Source organism: Acaryochloris sp. 'Moss Beach' (genome assembly GCF_021497025.1).
Classification (GTDB): domain Bacteria; phylum Cyanobacteriota; class Cyanobacteriia; order Thermosynechococcales; family Thermosynechococcaceae; genus Acaryochloris; species Acaryochloris marina_A.
Map to the genome: position 1 here is coordinate 5,044,300 of NZ_CP071717.1, position 17,747 is coordinate 5,062,046.

Annotated in this window: 11 protein-coding genes and 1 pseudogene; 2 read left to right on the forward strand and 10 right to left on the reverse strand. The window is 47.0% G+C overall.

Going from position 1 to position 17,747, the window contains the following annotated elements:
- Nucleotides 1-327: 327 nt before the first annotated feature.
- The 9 genes from HRE53_RS23810 to HRE53_RS23850 all read right to left on the reverse strand — a co-directional run bounded on the left by HRE53_RS23810 (nucleotide 328) and on the right by HRE53_RS23850 (nucleotide 11,777).
- Nucleotides 328-3,498: a PAS domain S-box protein gene (locus HRE53_RS23810; RefSeq protein ID WP_235108214.1), complete on the reverse strand. Its 3,171-nt coding sequence runs from the start codon at nucleotides 3,496-3,498 to the stop codon at nucleotides 328-330.
- A gap of 192 nt (nucleotides 3,499-3,690) precedes the next feature.
- On the reverse strand, nucleotides 3,691-5,829 hold the full coding sequence (locus HRE53_RS23815; protein ID WP_235108215.1) for a bifunctional diguanylate cyclase/phosphodiesterase: 2,139 nt from the start codon (nucleotides 5,827-5,829) through the stop codon (nucleotides 3,691-3,693).
- Nucleotides 5,830-5,838: 9 nt separating this feature from the next.
- Nucleotides 5,839-7,212, reverse strand: a complete 1,374-nt coding sequence (locus HRE53_RS23820; protein WP_235108216.1) for a sensor histidine kinase — start codon at nucleotides 7,210-7,212, stop codon at nucleotides 5,839-5,841.
- Between the two features lie 509 nt (nucleotides 7,213-7,721).
- On the reverse strand, nucleotides 7,722-8,090 hold the full coding sequence (locus tag HRE53_RS23825) for a VOC family protein (RefSeq protein ID WP_235108217.1): 369 nt from the start codon (nucleotides 8,088-8,090) through the stop codon (nucleotides 7,722-7,724).
- A gap of 166 nt (nucleotides 8,091-8,256) precedes the next feature.
- Complete coding sequence (locus tag HRE53_RS23830; RefSeq protein WP_315875923.1) at nucleotides 8,257-8,811, reverse strand: sugar O-acetyltransferase; 555 nt, start codon at nucleotides 8,809-8,811, stop codon at nucleotides 8,257-8,259.
- Between the two features lie 56 nt (nucleotides 8,812-8,867).
- On the reverse strand, nucleotides 8,868-10,151 hold the full coding sequence (locus HRE53_RS23835; protein WP_235108219.1) for a glycosyltransferase: 1,284 nt from the start codon (nucleotides 10,149-10,151) through the stop codon (nucleotides 8,868-8,870).
- Entirely contained in the window at nucleotides 10,148-10,696 is a 549-nt protein-coding gene (locus HRE53_RS23840) for a hypothetical protein (protein WP_235108220.1), read from the reverse strand. Before HRE53_RS23840 ends, HRE53_RS23835 begins: the two co-directional genes overlap by 4 nt.
- A complete protein-coding gene (locus HRE53_RS23845; protein WP_235108221.1) occupies nucleotides 10,674-11,501 on the reverse strand; it encodes an MFS transporter in 828 nt (275 codons plus the stop codon). Before HRE53_RS23845 ends, HRE53_RS23840 begins: the two co-directional genes overlap by 23 nt.
- Nucleotides 11,502-11,510: 9 nt before the next feature.
- Nucleotides 11,511-11,777 (reverse strand): hypothetical protein, encoded by a 267-nt coding sequence (locus tag HRE53_RS23850; protein ID WP_235108222.1) that lies wholly within the window; start codon nucleotides 11,775-11,777, stop codon nucleotides 11,511-11,513.
- A gap of 411 nt (nucleotides 11,778-12,188) precedes the next feature.
- On the opposite strand from HRE53_RS23850, the gene HRE53_RS23855 reads away from it, so the two are divergent.
- The gene (locus HRE53_RS23855; protein WP_235108223.1) at nucleotides 12,189-12,671 is read left to right on the forward strand and encodes a GNAT family N-acetyltransferase; all 483 of its coding nucleotides are present in this window, start codon (nucleotides 12,189-12,191) and stop codon (nucleotides 12,669-12,671) included.
- Nucleotides 12,672-12,989: 318 nt separating this feature from the next.
- Entirely contained in the window at nucleotides 12,990-16,577 is a 3,588-nt protein-coding gene (locus HRE53_RS23860) for a diguanylate cyclase domain-containing protein (RefSeq protein WP_235108224.1), read from the forward strand.
- Here HRE53_RS23860 and lpxB read toward each other — a convergent pair.
- Nucleotides 16,569-17,744 (reverse strand): annotated as a pseudogene (lpxB, locus tag HRE53_RS35285) (lipid-A-disaccharide synthase). The gene HRE53_RS23860 and the pseudogene lpxB overlap by 9 nt on opposite strands.
- Nucleotides 17,745-17,747 lie beyond the last annotated feature (3 nt).

Here is a 17,747-nt window from a genome sequence, read left to right on the forward strand (position 1 = left end):
GCTAGCTTAAATCTAGGCCCATCAGAGAAAAACGATTAAACTACGGAACTATTTGCACTGCCGTTCTATTCATTTACGTAGTAGTACTGATTGAGATCGGGTGAGGAATAACATAAATGCTGGGGGAACGGCAGGCCACTTGAGCCTGGATTTGTTCCTATGATGCCATGGTCAACACTGGGCAGGTCAGGTTGTTCATAGAACTCTATTTTTGGATGCGATTCCCACCAGTATGAAGTGTAAGGCCGGGGAAGTGTTGAGCCCAGTTGAGTCCATGAAAAAGACCCCATGTGAATAGACTGCTCTGAAGGGGGCAAGGCCAATTCCCTAGGCTGAAGTGCTTTTTGCAGGGATAGCAGCAGGTTGCGGGAAACAGATTTGGAAGGATGTCCCTGATTCTCGGTTGACGGTTAGGTTTCCTGAAATCTGTCGAGTCAAGGTTTTTACCATTCGCAATCCCAGGGTTTTGGAATGGGTGAAGGATACCTGCTCAGGCATTCCGATCCCATTGTCGGTAACCGTTAGTGTGATCTCTGATTCGGGTTGTTCCAGGATATGGATGGTGATTATTCCACTACTTTGTTCTGGAAAGGCATGTTTGAGGGCATTGGAAACCAATTCGTTGATAATTAGGCCACAGGGGACTGCGGTATCAATGTCGAGGTAGATATTGGCAATCCCAATGTTGATCTGAGTGAGGCTGACTCTAGAGCGATAGGAACGCAAGAGGTTGTTTGTTAACTCTTTGACGTAAGTTTCTAGATTGATTTTGGAAAGATTTTTAGACTGGTAGAGATTTTCATGGACTAATGCCATGGATTTTACTCGATTTTGGCTCTCCTGCATCACTTCTGAAATATTAGTGTCAGGGTTTGCCTGAGTTTGAAGATTGAGCAAGCTACAAATGACCTGCAAGTTATTTTTGACTCGGTGATGAATCTCTTGTAGCATCACACTTTTTTCGGCCAGAGATTCAGATAGCTGCTGCTCAGAGACTTTGCGAGCACTGATATTTTGGATCTGAGTAATAAAGTGGAGGGGAAGGCCATTATCCTGGCAGACCAAGGAGGCACTGAGCAAAATCCAAACGTCATGCCCTTGTTTGTGGATATATCTTTTTTCCGTATGGTAATTGTTAATTTCTCCTGTCAGCAGTTGCTCCGCTGATTTTAGGTCTAAAGCTAAATCATCTGGATGGGTAATGTCTTGGAACGTCATGGAGAGTAATTCAGCTTCTGAGTAGCCGACGATGTTGCAGAGGGACTCATTGGCCTTGAGCCATTGACCGGCGGGTGAAATCAGGGCCATGCCAATCGCAGCTTGCTCAAAGGCGAGGCGAAAGCGTTCTTCACTTTCGCTGAGGGCGACTTCAATGCGATTTCGTTCTGTGACATCCACTGACACCGCCAGGGTACGAATAATGTTGCCGCTGGTATCTCGTTCTGCGATCGCAGACAACAATACATCAATCAACTCGCCATTTTTCTTCACCCACTGGTAAGGGATATCTCGGCAGGCACCCTTTTGAAAATATTGGGGTAGAACGAAATCACGGGCATAGTGTTGGGATGCTGATGTCAGAAAATCCGTCGAGGCTCGCCCCAACACTTCACTGCGGTCATAGCCCATTTGGGTCAGCCACGTATTACTGACACTGACCACTCTGCCGTCTTGGTCAATCGAGTGCAGCATGATTGGCGTGTTCTCATAGAGAGACCGATATCGAGCTTCACTAACAATGAGAGCCGTTTTTACCTGAGTCTGTTCACTAATATCTCGCTGAATCACCAGAATATGGGGGGATACACCGATTTCATCTGTAATCATCGAATAGGCACAATCGACAAACAGAGGCGATCCATCTCGACATCGGAATTCCAGGGTGTAGCGCCAATGTCCCTCCTTCAGCAAAATTTGCAATAATTGGGCATCAGTTAGGGGAGGAGCCGTAACCCAAAATTGATTTAAAGAACGATTCAAGAGTTCTGCTTCGGCATATCCCGACTTTTCCAGGACAGCAGTGTTAACTTGTTGAATCATGCCGTGCTTATTCAACACAAAAAGTAAATCTGGCGCAGACTCAAATAAAGATCGGTATCGATGCTCACTCGCTTGAAAAGCTGCCGTACTGAATTTGACCCGTTCTTCTAGTTCCTGATTGAGCTGTTGGAGCGCGAGTTCTGTTTGTTTGCGATCGCTAATATCCTCAACCACTGCAATAAAATAGTCAGGCTCTCCTGGAGCTGACGTGGCCAACGAGACCGTAACCTTTCCCCAGAAAATAGAGAAGTCTTGGCAAAGGTAACGTTTCTCACGGGAAAAAGAAGACCTTTGGGACAAGATCAATTGTTGAACCAGCCGTTGGTCTTCTTCACGATCATCCACATGGGTAATATCCAGAAATGAAAGCTGCAACAATTCAGATTGAGAATATTTCAGCAACTCACAAAATCGCTGATTGACGGCGCGAAACCGGCCTTGAAGACTGACATGGGCAATCCCTACAGCAGCCTGTTCAAACGTTGATTCAAAGTGAGTTTGGCAAGATTGCAGCATCACCGCATCTGCTTCCACCTGATGCTCTAAAGTGGAATTGAGGGCTTGCAGAAGCTGAATTCTCTCATTTTGGAGCTGATCAACTTGGTCTTGCAAGATCTCTAAAGTCGTATACATATCAGAGCCATTCAGCACGGATAGCATATTGCTTTGGGTGAGAACACCTGTTAACTGCCCAGCGGTATCTATCACCACCAGTCGTCTCACATGTAGCTTCTGCATGAATTGCTGAGCGTGCCACAGGGTATCTTCAATGGTCAAACATTCTAAGGGACTGCTCATGACTGCCTGGGCCTGGAGAGATTTTAGGTCCAGTTCTAGAGTCTGATACTGAACAATATCCCTTTCAGTGATAATGCCAATCGGATAAAGAATGGAATCAGCATCTTGAACGTCTGTTTGGACAATCACCACACAGCTAATTTGATGGGTGGCCATTATCTCTGCCACTTCCATCACAGAAGTTGAAGGAGAAGCCGTAATCGGTTGGGCATTCATTACTTCATGAACGGCCCGCATTTTCATTAATGTGCTGGGTTGGAGAGACTTCCGTAATCCCTCGGTTGTTATAACGCCAGTCACATGGGCTTGATCGTCGAGAATGGGGACATGACGAATATGATGTTGACGAAATAGACTGAGAACATTGAACGCATCCTTTAACTCAGAGGCTGGTAAGGTGATCAAATTCCGAGTCATCACATCAGCGATTTGGACAGCGTCAAAGTCTATCTCTTGAGCGCTTAACTTCACCACATCTCGTTCAGTAAAAATCCCTAATAATTGTTGCTGAACCATGATCAGCACATAGTTAACACGCTGGGGAGCTTTAGCCTTGAGAGGCTCAGATCCGGCCGCACAGGAGTCCGAACCCTGATTCATGCGGTTCAAAACGTCTCGTACAGAGGTATCGGGGGTACAAATAAGCGGATTTTTATCCACGGATTGTTGAAGAGCAACAATTCCAGATACTGGACAGGATAGGTTCCTCTCACCAATAGATATTGGATTTAACTGATTCGTCATCCGTAGATAGCTTTTCCCCCTGGTTAGTCATTTTTATTCGTTTTAAGATAAATATGACCTGATCCATCTTGAAAGCCTAAATTTATTGGCCCTAGATATATCTTATGCCTATTCAGAACAAAATTTAAAAGCTTGTTCACGCACTAATTTATCGACTTGTTCGCTCGTTAACGGTCGATCAAAGTAATATCCTTGCCCATATTCACAGCCCAAACTTTGAACAGCAGCGAGCTGTTCCGCGGATTCGATGCCCTCTGCAATCACATCCATCTTTAACGTATGGGCAAGCACCACAATCGTGCGGACAATCTCTACCCGATCAGCATTGCGATCGATATATTGAATAAAAGAGCGATCCACTTTTAGGGTGTCAATGTCATATTTATGCAAATAGCTGAGGGAGGAATAGCCCGTCCCAAAGTCATCGATATGAATGCGAAGGCCCAATGTTTTTAACTCCGATAAAATTTGGGCCGCAGACTCAGGATTCTCAATTAAGGCACTTTCTGTAATTTCTAGCTTCAGGCTAGTCGCTGGGCACTTCGTTTCAGCCAGGATTGCGGCAATTTTTTGGACTAAATCGGGACGCGAAAAATGACGACTGGAAAGATTGACGCTAACGTCTAACGTTCGCTCTGGGGGAAGTTGATCTTGCCACTTTCGTAACTGTTGGCAGGCTTCGCGGATAGCCCACAAATCTAAGGGCACAATCAGTCCGGTTTCTTCCGCCGTGGGGATAAACATTCCGGGTGGAATTAACCCCTTCTCTGGGTGTTCCCAGCGGGTTAGGGCTTCAAACCCAACAATCTCTTGATCCTGCAACGAGACGATGGGTTGGTAGTGCAACGTTAATTGCTGGTCCGTGATCACCCGCCGCAAGTCATTTTCTAGGGTTAATTGCCCTTTGACTTGGGTATGCATCACCGCATCAAAAACGGCATAACAGCCTTTGCCATTGGTCTTGGCCTGATACATGGCAATATCTGCATCCCGAATCAATTCTTCGGCAAGAGCATATCGAATATTGCTTTGGACAATGCCAATACTGGCCGAATTAAATAGATCGTAGTTGCCTAGCTCGTAGGGCGCACCCAATTCACGGTTGATCCGTTCTGCTAAGGTACAGACGCTATTAACATCTGCAATTTGCTCCAACAAAATTGCGAATTCATCCCCACCAAATCGAGCGACAGTATCGGTTGGGCGCAGGCATTTCTGTAACCGTTGAGCAGTGGCAATCAACAACTTATCGCCTACGGGATGTCCCAAACTATCATTGACCATTTTGAATCGATCTAAATCGACAAACAGTACTGCAAACTCATGATTGACATATCGTTTGCTCATATTGATTAAGTGCTGAAGCCGATCCATAAATAATTCGCGATTGGGCAAATTTGTTAATGAATCATAGTAGGCATGGTGAAAGAGTTGTTGGTTGGCTTCTAGACGCTCGGTAATATCCCGAAAAACAATGACTGCTCCATGGGACTGGTTTTGGTCGTCAACAATAGGGACCGCACTATCATCAATGGGAATTTCTTCTTGGTTTTTGGTGATCAAGTAGGTGTTGTCGGGCAAAACCACCTCTTGATGTTCTCGCAAGACTTGCTTGAGCGGGTTTTCTAGAATATTTTTGGCAGTGCCCGTAATCAGCGGAATCACATCGCTAACATCTTTGCCTAGAGCCTCGGCTTGTTGCCATTGGGTAATCGACTCAGCCACACGATTCATATAGGTCACCGACCCCTGGTTATCCGTTGCTACCACAGCATCTCCAATGCTGGCAAGAATAGTGTGTAGCCAGGTTTTTTGCTGTCTAACTTCTTGATCAAAGTGATGTTTGTGGAGGGCAATTTCAATGCTGGTCCGCAGATCCATGGGATCAAAGGGTTTAAGAATATAGCCAAAGGGTGAGACCTGTTTAGCCTTGTTGAGGGTGTCTGCATCCGCAAACGCGGTTAAAAAAATAATGGGGATGTCGAGCTTGTCGGTAATCTTGGCCGCCGCTTGAATGCCATCAATGTTCCCTTTTAAGCGAATATCCATTAACACTAAATCGGGCTGTGCTTCCAGGGCCAAGAGAATCGCATCGGCACCGGTTTCGGCAATTCCAGGGACTTGATAGCCTAAATCGATTAAGTGACTTTCGATATCTAGGGCAATCAGTCCTTCGTCTTCAACCACCAAGATTTTGGCAGAGACCACGGGCGCAGGTCGTTTTTGTTGAGACAGAAGAGAAGACATAAATTCTTGCTAATAAGAAGGTTGAGGGAAATGGATATTAAATGAGGTGCCAGTTCCTCGACTAACGGTTAAGGTGCCTGAAATCTGTCGAGTTAGGGTTTTGACCATCCGTAGTCCTAAGGTTTGGGTTTGTTCTACATTGATCTCATGGGGGAGTCCCATCCCGTTATCGGTAATGGTTAGGGTGATAGACTTTTCTGTGTTCTGAGTGACCTTGACCTTAATTTCTCCGCTCTCCTGGTCGGGAAACGCGTATTTGAGGGCATTGGAGACCAGTTCATTGATAATTAAGCCGCAAGGCACTGCTGTATCGATGTCGAGGTAGATACTGGCAATGGCAACGTGAATCTTGATCTGGCTCATTTTAGAGCGATAGGACCGCAATAGATTGTTGGTTAATTCTCTGACGTAGGTCTCTAGACTGATTTTGGAGAGATTCTGAGATTGATACAAGTTTTCATGGACTAGGGCCATGGATTTCACTCGATTTTGGCTCTCCTTCATAATCTCAGTGATTTTTGGGTCGGGACTGCCTTGAGTTTGGAGATTAAGCAAACTACAAATAACCTGTAAGTTGTTTTTGACTCGATGGTGAATCTCTTGCAGCATCACGCTTTTTTCCGCTAGAGAATCTGCGAGCTGTTGTTCGGCATATTTGCGAGCACTAATATCTTTGTGAGTGCCAGACATCCGTTCGGGTGTGCCGTCGGCGTTTCGCTTCACGACTTGGCCGTAGGTCGCCATCCATTGCCATTCTCCGGATTTTGTCAGGAATCGATAGTCGTAGGTGTAGGGTTCGCCGTTTTGTAAATGCCTGTCCAGTACCTTCGTAACGCCAGGCTTATCTTCTGGATGGATTAAACTTTCCCAAGTACTCACATGGCCAGGAAGTTCCCCCGCTTCATAACCCAGCATTTCTTCCCATCGAGGACTGTAGAAGACTTCACCCGTTTCGATATTCCAATCCCATAAACCATCTCCAGAACCCGAGAGGGCCATTTGCAGTCGTTCTTCGCTCAATTCCAGGGCTTGAGTTCTTTCTTTGACACGCTCTTCTAGCTGGGCCTTGGCGTGCTCAAGTTCTTCTCGGCTGGGTAAAAGAAGGGCTTGGGGAATAACAGGAATTAGGGCACCTGCTGTGGCTAGTGAAATGATGGCTGTGGAGGCCTTAAGTACGCCGGATACCCAATAGATAGGATGCCAGAGTGTCCAGATCTCCATGATATGGGTGAGGCCACAGGTCACAATAAAGGCCCCAAAGAGCTGAAAAAGCCAGGGATAAGGTAAATCTTTGCGCTGGCGAACAAAGTGGATCAACGCCAGCGGAATTGAAAAATAGGCAATCGCAATTAAGGCATCCGAAGCAACGTGCAGCCCGACCAAACCAGGGTCCCACAGGTAACAATGCCCATGCGGTATAAGGGCAAAATGAATGAAATGGTCTTGGCTCCCCCCCGACATTTCTATTCTCCCGACGAAAGATATCGCTAAAAACTCTGCAATATGATGCTTATAGTATACTTTGCTACCTTTAACCCCAAATATTCTGGAATTCTAGAGATATATCCCATAGGATTACAGGTCGAAGTCTATAAGGCACCCGTATAAATACCTAATACACTAAGTATGTTGCCAGTTCATCAGTAGGACGACCACTGTACATCTACTGAAATCATTTTCGTGAAACTTTTGTCAGCAGAGTGCTTCGGTCTCTCATCGGTGATGAGATCAGCAACCTAAGTAATATTACGGATCTTGCTGCACTTGGCCCTTTTATCAGGGTATGGAGGAAACGACGATGAAAGAATAATGATGGTATTTTTCCCTCTATTCCATTAAAAACCGGGTTCCTCTTTGATCAGAAAAACCCGGTTGCGTTGAATGAAGGGTACTTAGTGAGAATGACTGGTTGCAGGGACTTCTACAGGTTGTAATAAGCTCAAAAGGTTGCCATCTGGGGTTCGCATGGCAGCAACTTTGCCAAATGCTGGCTCTCTAACCCGACCTTCAAGTTGTGCACCTAATGATTCCAGAGTTGCGATCGCACCATGTACATCTTCCACATGAAAACTCAAAATAGGTGAATCACCACCCGCTGATTCACCAGCGGCATGTAGCGCAATGGTGGTTCCGTCGGCATCTAGCTCAGCCCAGCCGGGGGTTTGCATTTTCACTTTCAATCCCAGCCCTTCTGAGTAAAACTTCACGGTTGCTGGGATGTCTTTGACCATGAGCATGACATGTTTAAATTCAGCGGCCATAATAGTTGTTTCCTAAACGCCAATCACTGATCATGGTGACATTTTTTCAATCAATCGTGGCAATGCTATACCGAAGATTCTGCATCTCATCAGATGCTTGAACGTTCTGAGTGATACGTGTTCAGAAACTCAAAGTTCATGGGTTGCCAAAGGTCATACCCACTGCTCAACTATTGTCTCGAATAACGCTACAAGGATTCCCTACAGCCACCACGTTTGCAGGCATACTTTTGGAGACCAGACTACCCGCACCAATCACCGTATTTTCTCCAATATCAACCCCCGGCAAAATAATTGAACCCCCTCCAATCCAGGCATTGGCACCGATGGTGATGGGCTTAGCGAACTCATACCCTTGCAATCGCTTAGCATTATTCAAAGAATGCCCCGCCGTATAGACCTGAACATTGGGGCCAAATTTCACGAAATCCCCGATGCTTACCACCCCACAATCTAGAATGACGCAGTTGAAGTTCAGATAGACATTCTGCCCGAGGACAAGGTTATAGCCATAATCCAAGAAAAAAGGCGGCTCAATATAGCAATCCGTTCCGCATGAGCCAAACATTTGAGCCAAACCCAGCAATTTTTCAGGGCTACACCCTGGTGTTGAATTGAACCCATGACATTTGGCATGAGCCAGCGTTCTTTCCGTTGCCAACTCAAAATCAGAAGCAATGTAATCCGCTCCTGCAAGCATTTTCTGTTTTTCACTTAGCATTTACAACGATTGGCTGAGGGCTAACAATTCGTAATTTATACAGCTAAGATCCAGAATTACCGGTCAGAGGTGGTTCCGACTAAAGTTCGTTTAGCAGGTGAGGCGGATGAGGAGTGATTATTGCTGATCGCCTCTTCCCATAGCTGCACCAAGGTTTGAAATGCTCTATCCCAGCTGTAATTCTCAACACTGGATGGGGCATAGTCGCCCATCCCTCGCCGCAGCGTTGGGCTTTCGATTAGGGCTTGAAGCTTGCTAGCAAAGTCATGGACCGATTGGGGTTCATACAGATAGCCATTGCAACCATGCTCAATATTTTCAACGACCCCACCGGCTCTGGGAGCAACGACCGGAATCCCTGAAGCAAAGGCTTCCAAGATGGTTAGACCCCGTGCTTCTTTCTCTGATGTGGTGATGTGAATATCGCTATTAGCAAGCAAAATAGGGATTTGAGTTGGATCGACCCGACCCAACAAATGCACATGGGGCGTTAAAGCTCCTAGCTCATCCGCAATTTCTTCCCGCATAGAGCCATCGCCAGCCACGATCAGCGCCACTTTATCTCGATCAATTCGGGGTAAAAATTCTCGCATTGCTTTAAACGTAAAGCCCCAGCCCTTATCAGGGGTAAGCCTGCCGACAAACACGAGTTTTACTTGCTGATCCACCTCCGGTAGATCGTAATTCTGGGCAAAGTAGTTGGACTGACGTAGGTTGGGACTAAAGTGATCGGTATCAAAGCCCACTAACCCTGCATAGCGGCTGTTCTTAATGCCCAGTTTGATGATTTTCTGTTGCGTAATCGGACTGGTTGTAAAGGTCTGATCGTAGGCGTTATACACCCGTCGCAACAGCAGCTTAAATATATTCTGTAGGCCAGAAATGGCAGCGGGAGGCCAATCAAAATAGTCCTCCGCATATTCAATAAAATTCGTGCGATAAAAGCACACACAAGGGATGCCAGCCTGTTTGGCATATTTTATGCCTGGTGTTTGCAAAAGCCCTACAGATAATCGTTCCGGCTCATCCACATGCAGGATGTCTGGCTGAAACTCTTCTAAAGATTGCATCAGGTGAGGACGAGCCCGTCGACTGACATTTCGCTCAAAGTCCAACCCCATAAAAGCTTCACTGGGTAGGTTGACGACCTCAATGTTGGGAAGGATCTCCCCCGTATAGTCTTGCCAGTTTGGATAAACACTTGCCAACGCACTGTAGTCGGGACAAAAAACCCGAACTTGGTGTCCCCACTGACTCAACTTTTTCATCCGGTTATAATCGGCAACCGTTACTCCATCTATAACGGGCAGAAAACCAGAGGTAATAATTGCAATCTTCATGGAGAGGTTACCTCTTCAAAACTATAAGCGTCACGGATTTCTGATTTAGGGATAGATGAGTCTGGTCGTTTCACCGTTGGTATCTCTATGTCTAAGCGGCGTAAGCGACGGCTCCTAAAAGCCATGCCAGTTGCCACCAAGTTGCCAATTCCCATCATGAGCACCATCAGAGCAATCCCTCTCCCTGCACCAATTCCGCCAATATAGGGACCCACTGTTTCTGCAAATGGACCACCTGACATCAGGGGTTCTAAGAATTTTTCGACTAAAGGACCCACGACAATGTAAGCCAAAATCGCCAAAGACTTTTCAATCATTTGTTGGAGTGCAAACACCCGTCCTTGGTAATGTTGGGGGACTTTGCTCTGCCAAATGGCCTGGTTGCAGCTCACAATGATGGGTTGTGCAAATAAATAGACAAATAGCCCCATTGCCGCCAGAGGGATGGAGGTTTGGAGTGCCGCCATCAGCATAATTCCAGCCTGCAGGGGGATGAAGTAGAGCAGACCATAGACCCGGCGTTTAGGGCCACCCCAAGCCGTCATTACAATACTGCCCAGCAGCAAGCCACTGCCCCCAATGGAGAGCACATACCCTAACTCTTCCTGGGACCCAAAATCTAAAATTAGGGGGCCAAAACACAACTTCTAAAATGCCCACGGAAAAGAAGTTAGTGGACATGAAGAGTAGCAGCCGAGATAAACCGGGGCGTTTGGTGATGTACCGCCAGGCAAACTGCATCTCTTGCAATAGTCGCCGGATTTGGGGCGGCTTGGTGGGCCGGGTGCGTTTGATTTTGGGGAAGCGGGCAACTAACAGGGTCGACATCGCGATCAGAAAGGTGCTGAAGTCGATAATTAAGATGCCGCCAATGCCCAGAATACCGATCAGGAAACCTGCGATCGCAGGTGAGATCACTCGAGCGATACCACGAGAAATCTGAACCATGCCATTCATGCGGCTATATTGGCTGGCGGGGGTCAACTGCGAAATTGCAGCCGTATAGGCTGGGACTTGAAACGCATTAAAAATCGAGTTAACGCCCACCGCCAGATAAATATGCCAAATCTCCAGCTGATTGGTCAGGACCAAGGCACCAATAATTAGCGTACCAATGCCCGCCGCCGCATCACTGAGAATCATCGCCCAACGACGGTCCCAACGGTCTACGAGGGACCCAGCAATGGGTGAGATCAGTGTATTCGGCAAGTAGGTGAACAAAATCACCAGTGCCAGCTGGCTAATCGACTGATTTTGCTGGTAAACCCATATTCCAAGGGCAAACTCCGTCAGTTTTGTCCCTAGCAGAGAAACAACTTGTCCTATCCAAATCAGCAGAAATGTTTGCATCTAGCTCCTTTACACCTTCGCGACAAAATCAGCAGGTTTGTTCGCTGGGGACAACGGCTTCAGTGAAACACTGAAGATAAACTTTTTGATGAGGCGGGGCAGAAGAAAATCATCGCCAATCAACAGTGTCAAGGATGGGTTCAGCGCCAACCCTAAAAAAGGTCTCCATTTGACTCGCAAATAAAGTGGAATCAACTTTTCAAACTGCTGATATAAAAAAGTCCCCATCCTAAAAATCAGAACGTTGAGTTTGGGTTTTCTTGATTTAAAATCCATAGGATTTTCCATAAGCCATGGAGAGAAAGCATGAAGAAAACTTCTGCTCATTCAGATCTTGGATAACGACTGTTTGGGGTAATTTTTTGGATAAGTATTGCTACTAAAATGATTAGACTTAACCTAGAGCGGTATGAACCGTTCGATTCAGCCAGCGAGTTAAATAAGTCTGCGGTACATTCTTTACGCTAGCTGGTAGCAATTTAATGACATGAAAAATCAGATTTTGTTTCCTTACTGGGGAATCATGATTGCCTTCAACTACTGACATTAGAACTGAATTGTCGATAGGTAAAAGGTGAGTTAAGTAGAGATTAAGGATTAAATCTGAAATGCCACCTAATTACACGATGCTATTGCGTGAAATTAAAGTCAAACCCTAGTGTTGAGATTTCTTAAGTGTCCAGTGTTATGCCTGTTTTTTCATTAGAAATCAGAAAAGCAAGATGTGAGGATTTACCCGCACTGAACCCATTAGCTTTTCAGGCAAAGGCATATTGGGGATATTCTCCTGATTTTATGAAGGCGTGTCGGTCTGAATTAACCTACACTGCAGCACAGATTAATCAACCCCAATATCATTTCTTCCTAGGTGAAAGAGAACATAATCTAATCGGTTTTTATGGGCTAGAACAGCTTTCTGCCCAAGAAATGGAACTCATTGCCCTGTTTGTATCTCCCACTTCTATCGGGCAAGGCTATGGTAGGCATCTAATCAACCATGCAAAACGCCATGCTGTTTTTTGGGGGACTCAATCGATTCTGATTCAGAGCGATCCTAATGCGGAAGCCTTTTACCTCACTGTAGGGGCTTACCGAATTGGCCAAACGGAATCCGAGAGCATTCCTGATCGTTTCTTACCGTTGTTAAAACTTGACTTGCTAAAGGATTGATGGGCTATTTTCTTAGTATTCCGTTGATAAAAGCGACAAGCTAGCCAAGAAAGTCATCAGATCAGAATTTCCAAGTTAAGAGTCAGCTGTCTCTGGGGGTACACTAGGGCTGGTGAGGGTTTGGCATCTTTCGGTCTTATCGTTTAGTAATGATGAATATCACACGCCTTCAACTGTTCTGAATAAAGGGAGTTGTTCATTCTGATGTTGGCAGAATGCTGAAATGTTTAGCATTTCAAGGGCAGCTTTGAGGCAGAATCTCTTTCACTAGAGAGGTTGTAGAGGTAATTACATTAGGCGGTCGCAGAGTAAACGAGGTTGTCAGTAATTCAGCAGTTCTGGAATCAATTAACCATCGTCCCAAGACAACTGTCGTTGGGGTTCAAAACCCTGCTTCATAATTTAGAATCACCAACGTTAGCCTTACCAGAAGTCGCTCAGTCTCTGGCTACAGGCAACCACTTCCTGCTGGCCTACCAGAAACTGGCTGATTTGGATTCACAACATCTGTCCTTATCAGAGCGGCTGCAAAAATCAGTGGAAATTCTCAGTGAGACCCTGGGATTTGCCATCGTTGTGCTTGACTTTTATGATCCTAGCCAACAGACCCTTCACTTTCAGGCTGGGACCATTAGTCTGCTCAATGATGAGGATGATGGTGCACAACGCCTTAATCAACAGGTTAGCCAGGTATTAGGGGCCTCAACTCCCGCTGTTCTGGTTGATGATCAAGGGGTGACCAAGCAGACCAGTTTGGCGTCATACTTACCCCCTTCGGCATTACTCAAAACAGTTGTGCAAATGCCTTTGGCAACCAATCATACTGTTTTGGGGATGTTGACATTAGGGAGTCCTGAGCGACTGCCCGATGCCGATATGTTCTGTTTGTGGGGTAAGAATGTAGTTAGCTATTTGGCTTGGTTAATCCAGGCTGAGCGGGTTAACGACTACTTCAATACCGTCCAAGAACGATTTACATTAGTCGCTAGCAGCTTTAGGGGCTGTTTCTACGACTGGGATATTGCCTCCGCTTCTATCCTGCAGTTTACGAAAATCAATGAGGAACAGTCGGCAACCTCTAATATTCCCCTTGAATTCTCTTTGCAAGAATGGCTAGATCAAATTCATCCTGATGATCGACAGCTGTTGGAAACTCTGGTTGATCAGGACTTTCAGGGGGAGGATCAATTTGAGCTTGAGTATCGTTGGCAATCGGACGGGCAGCCAATGTGTGATCGGGGCGTTATCCAGCGGGATGCCCAAGGCGCGCCGATCCGGATTGTAGGAACCCTGACTAATATTGCCGCCCTCAAGCAGATAGAAGTTAATGCCCAGCAGCAAATTGATCGTTATCAAACGCTGCTGGCTGATATCTCCATCGTCATCTTTCAGACGGATCTAGCAGGACATTGGACCTATCTCAATCCTGCTTGGTCTAAGTTAACTGGGCTTCCCCTAGAAGAAAGTCTAGGGAAACCCATGTGGGACTTTGTGCATCCCGACGATCGTCCTGGCTTCCAGAAGGCGTTTCATAATCTTGTTGAACAGACCTCCGAAAGTTATGACCATGAGCTGCGCTTTTTTAGTCAGCAGGGTGGGTGCTCCTGGATTGTCGTTCATAACCACGTCATTCGATCTGAGGACGGAACCTGTACGGGCACGGCAGGCACTTTGGTGGATGCCTCAGAACGGAAACAAACAGAACAGGCCCTCCTCCATGATGCGCTCCATGATGGGTTGACCCAGTTACCCAATCGAGTGTTGTTTATTGATCGATTGGAACAGGCTTGCCGTTCTTTTCAACGGCATCAAAATGAAATTTTTGCCGTTTTGTTCTTAGATCTCGATCGGTTCAAAATTATCAACGATACTCTCGGCCATATGGTCGGAGACCAACTGTTGGTGGCTGTTGCTCACCGGTTGCAAACCTGTCTCCGGCCCGAAGATACGGTGGCTCGTATCGGGGGGGATGAGTTTACCTTGCTGCTCCCCAATATTGATCAGACTGAAGATGCGATGCATATTAGCGATCGCATCTTGCAATCCCTGAGTGAGCCCTTTACCCTCGACAATACTGAAGTCTTTATTACCATGAGCATCGGCATTGCCATGAGTGGCAATCCTGAGCATAAACCAGACGATTTGCTGCGCCATGCGGATATTGCCCTCTATCGGGCTAAAGCCAGTGGCAAAGGCTGTTATGCCGTCTTTACTCCAGAGATGCCCCTCCAGCCTCTAGCCCAGGTACAAATTGATACGGAACTCCGACAGGCCCTTGATGAAGAGGAGTTCCGCTTGTACTGTCAGCCCGTCCACTCCTTGGAAAATAATGAAGTCTGGGGGTTCACTCTCCAGATGTACTGGCAGCATCCCAGCAAAGGGGTGTTACCTCCATCCGAGTTTCTGTCTGCGGTGATGGATACTGGACTGCAGCGAGCCATGGGCTGGTGGATTTTGCGCAAGGCCTGCTCTCAGCTCCCTCAGTGGCAGCGAACGCCAACGGAACAACCCTTATCTATTTGGGTGTCAGTGTCTGAGTCGCAACTGACATCCTCTAACTTCCTATCTAAATTTGAACGGTTGTTAGAAAGAAATGACATCAATCCCCAGCATTTGGTTATCGAGTTACCCCCATCTCTTTGGCCACAACCCTCCCAGAAAGTCTTGGCCCATCTCCAAGACATCCACTCGCGAGGGGTACAACTCGCTCGGGTTCAGGATAATCAAGATTTCGACTGGTTGTCTTCAGATGAACGTTTACCCATAGATTGGATTAAACTATCATCGACTCTCCTGGGTAACCTAGATCAGCAAGGATATTTAGAATCGATCCATTCGATGTTTATCCTGGCAGCCAATGCTGAAATAAAGATGCTGGCTGATGGAATTCAAACTCCAAAACAGCGTCTGTTGATGAGTGCGTTGAAATGCGATTATGGACAAGGCCATAATTTTAGTGATCCTATCCCTGCCCATGCCGCCGATCCCTGGCTTGAACCGTCATACTCTCAACCCCTTGACAGCATGAACCCCTCATCATCCATGTCCCTATTGATCATCTACAGTCCGATTGGTCAGTCGCAAGTTCCTCTTGTGGGCAAGCGATCCTGGACGATTGGCCGTAGTCCGGATAACTCGATTGTCCTTCCAGACCGATGGGCATCTCGCAATCATGCTCAATTGCGAGCGACAGATGTAGGCGAATTTTTCCTGATTGATTTGGGGAGTGGCAATGGGTCTGTCGTCAATGGTGAACGGGTGACCATGCCCGTTGCTCTTAAGGATGGGGACCTGATTACCATTGGTCATTCTCAACTGGAATTTCATCACCGTCCCCGGGAATCTGCCTTAAGTGCCATCGAAACGGCACCGAAAAATGTCCTAATGATGCAGTCTTCCCATCTACAGGGGCAAGTTTGGAAAGAAGCAATGAGTTCTCAGGGCATTTCCCTGACTTGGCTGAATGAAAATATAGATTTGGCCCAATATCTGACCCAATCCATTAAGTCAGGGCAAGGGTTTCCAGATTTGTTGCTGCTGGATATGACAATCCTGAAGCCCAATCCCTACAGCTTCTGTCGGTGGTGTCATAATTTGCATCCCGATCTCAAAATTATCTTGACGAGTGGTACGCGGACATTTGTCCCCGCTTCTGAACGGAAATGGGCGACCCATCAGGGTGCTTCTGAGCTGATTGCGGCATTTGATGAAGGCAGCATTTTCTCAAATTTGATTGATGTGATGGCCAAGGTGAGGGTGGTCTTGGCGACCCTTAATTGGCGCCCGATTGAGCAAGGTTCTTTGTCCTCTGCACTCTTAGCCATTAAACCCAGTCTAACGACGGCTACCTTTAACAGCCGTCAAACCATTATTGGTGAGCTACCTGCCGATCTAGAGTCAAACTGAGCTTTGTTCTAAAACATCGAGGATGGCCGCTGCCGCCCGCTGGAGAACCCCTGGGGGACCGAGTTGCGATCGCAACTCCTGATACCCAGCCATCATCTTGTGCCTCGCCTCACCCTCTAGCAGTTCACAAGCGAGTTGTGTAATTTTTTCCGGTGTCACTTCTTGTTGCAATAGTTCCGGCACAATCTCTCGACCCGCCACAAGATTAACCGGCGAAATAAACTCAACCTCAAAGTTGAGAAGATGCCGATAGAGCCAGCCACTAATGGCTCCGACCCTGTAGAACACCACTTGAGGGACATTGAGTAGGGCGGCTTCCAGATTAGCAGTCCCCGATTTAGTAATCACCACATCTGCGGCAGCAATGACCGTTTGAGAATCAGGAGAAATAGAAATGGGTAGCCCTGTCTGTTGAATGGCCTGCGTGACATCGGCACGATAGGCCGATAGGGCTAAAGGCATCCAAAACTGAATGTCTGGCACTTGGTGGCAGATCTGTTGGGCGGCGGCGAGGATCACGGGCAACAGATGATCCAGTTCTTGTTGGCGAGAGGCAGGCATCAGCGCCATCATGGGCTGGCTGGGATGAAGTCCCAATTGCTGACGAGCCTGTGCTCGTGGAGGAAATTGTTGCACATGATCCACCAGGGGATGACCCACCCAACTTATATCTGCCCCCCATCCCTTGGTAATACGTGGCTTCCTGGGGGGAAAATAGCCAGCATTTTGTCACTGAGAGCCACCACTTGCCGAGTTACCCCTAACCCTTGGGACCAGACCCATTCGGGAGGGGCAATATAGTAGACCACTGGTATTTGGAATTTTTGTTTGAGGCGTTTGCCTAAAGTCAGGTTGGGGCCTACGTAATCAATTAAAACCGTCAGATCGGGGGGGGACCTGTTGGAACTGAGCCATTACCTGCTTTTGCAGCTTTAGGGTGGGCCAGACAAAGGGGACAGCATTGACCGGACCAATGGCTCCGATCTTGCTCGTGTCCCCTAGGAGTTGAGCGCCTGCTGCAGCCATCCTCGGACCCCCCAGAGCCAGAATTTCTAGGGAATATCCTCGGGACTGAGCTGCCATTACTAGAGCAGGAATCAATAAACTGCCTTGCAGATCGCCAGATACTTCTCCGGTACTAATAAAAATTCGGTAGGACCGTCCCATCGT

Bases quoted from the DNA above. Each gene is read 5' to 3' on its own strand.
- HRE53_RS23815 (WP_235108215.1), bottom strand. From the start codon at position 5,829: ATGTCTTCTCTTCTGTCTCAACAAAAACGACCTGCGCCCGTGGTCTCT.
- HRE53_RS23825 (WP_235108217.1), bottom strand. From the start codon at position 8,090: ATGGCCGCTGAATTTAAACATGTCATGCTCATGGTCAAAGACATCCCA.
- HRE53_RS23830 (WP_315875923.1), bottom strand. From the start codon at position 8,811: ATGCTAAGTGAAAAACAGAAAATGCTTGCAGGAGCGGATTACATTGCT.
- HRE53_RS23835 (WP_235108219.1), bottom strand. From the start codon at position 10,151: ATGAAGATTGCAATTATTACCTCTGGTTTTCTGCCCGTTATAGATGGA.
- HRE53_RS23840 (WP_235108220.1), bottom strand. From the start codon at position 10,696: ATGACGGCTTGGGGTGGCCCTAAACGCCGGGTCTATGGTCTGCTCTAC.
- HRE53_RS23845 (WP_235108221.1), bottom strand. From the start codon at position 11,501: ATGCAAACATTTCTGCTGATTTGGATAGGACAAGTTGTTTCTCTGCTA.
- HRE53_RS23850 (WP_235108222.1), bottom strand. From the start codon at position 11,777: ATGGATTTTAAATCAAGAAAACCCAAACTCAACGTTCTGATTTTTAGG.
- HRE53_RS23855 (WP_235108223.1), top strand. From the start codon at position 12,189: ATGCCTGTTTTTTCATTAGAAATCAGAAAAGCAAGATGTGAGGATTTA.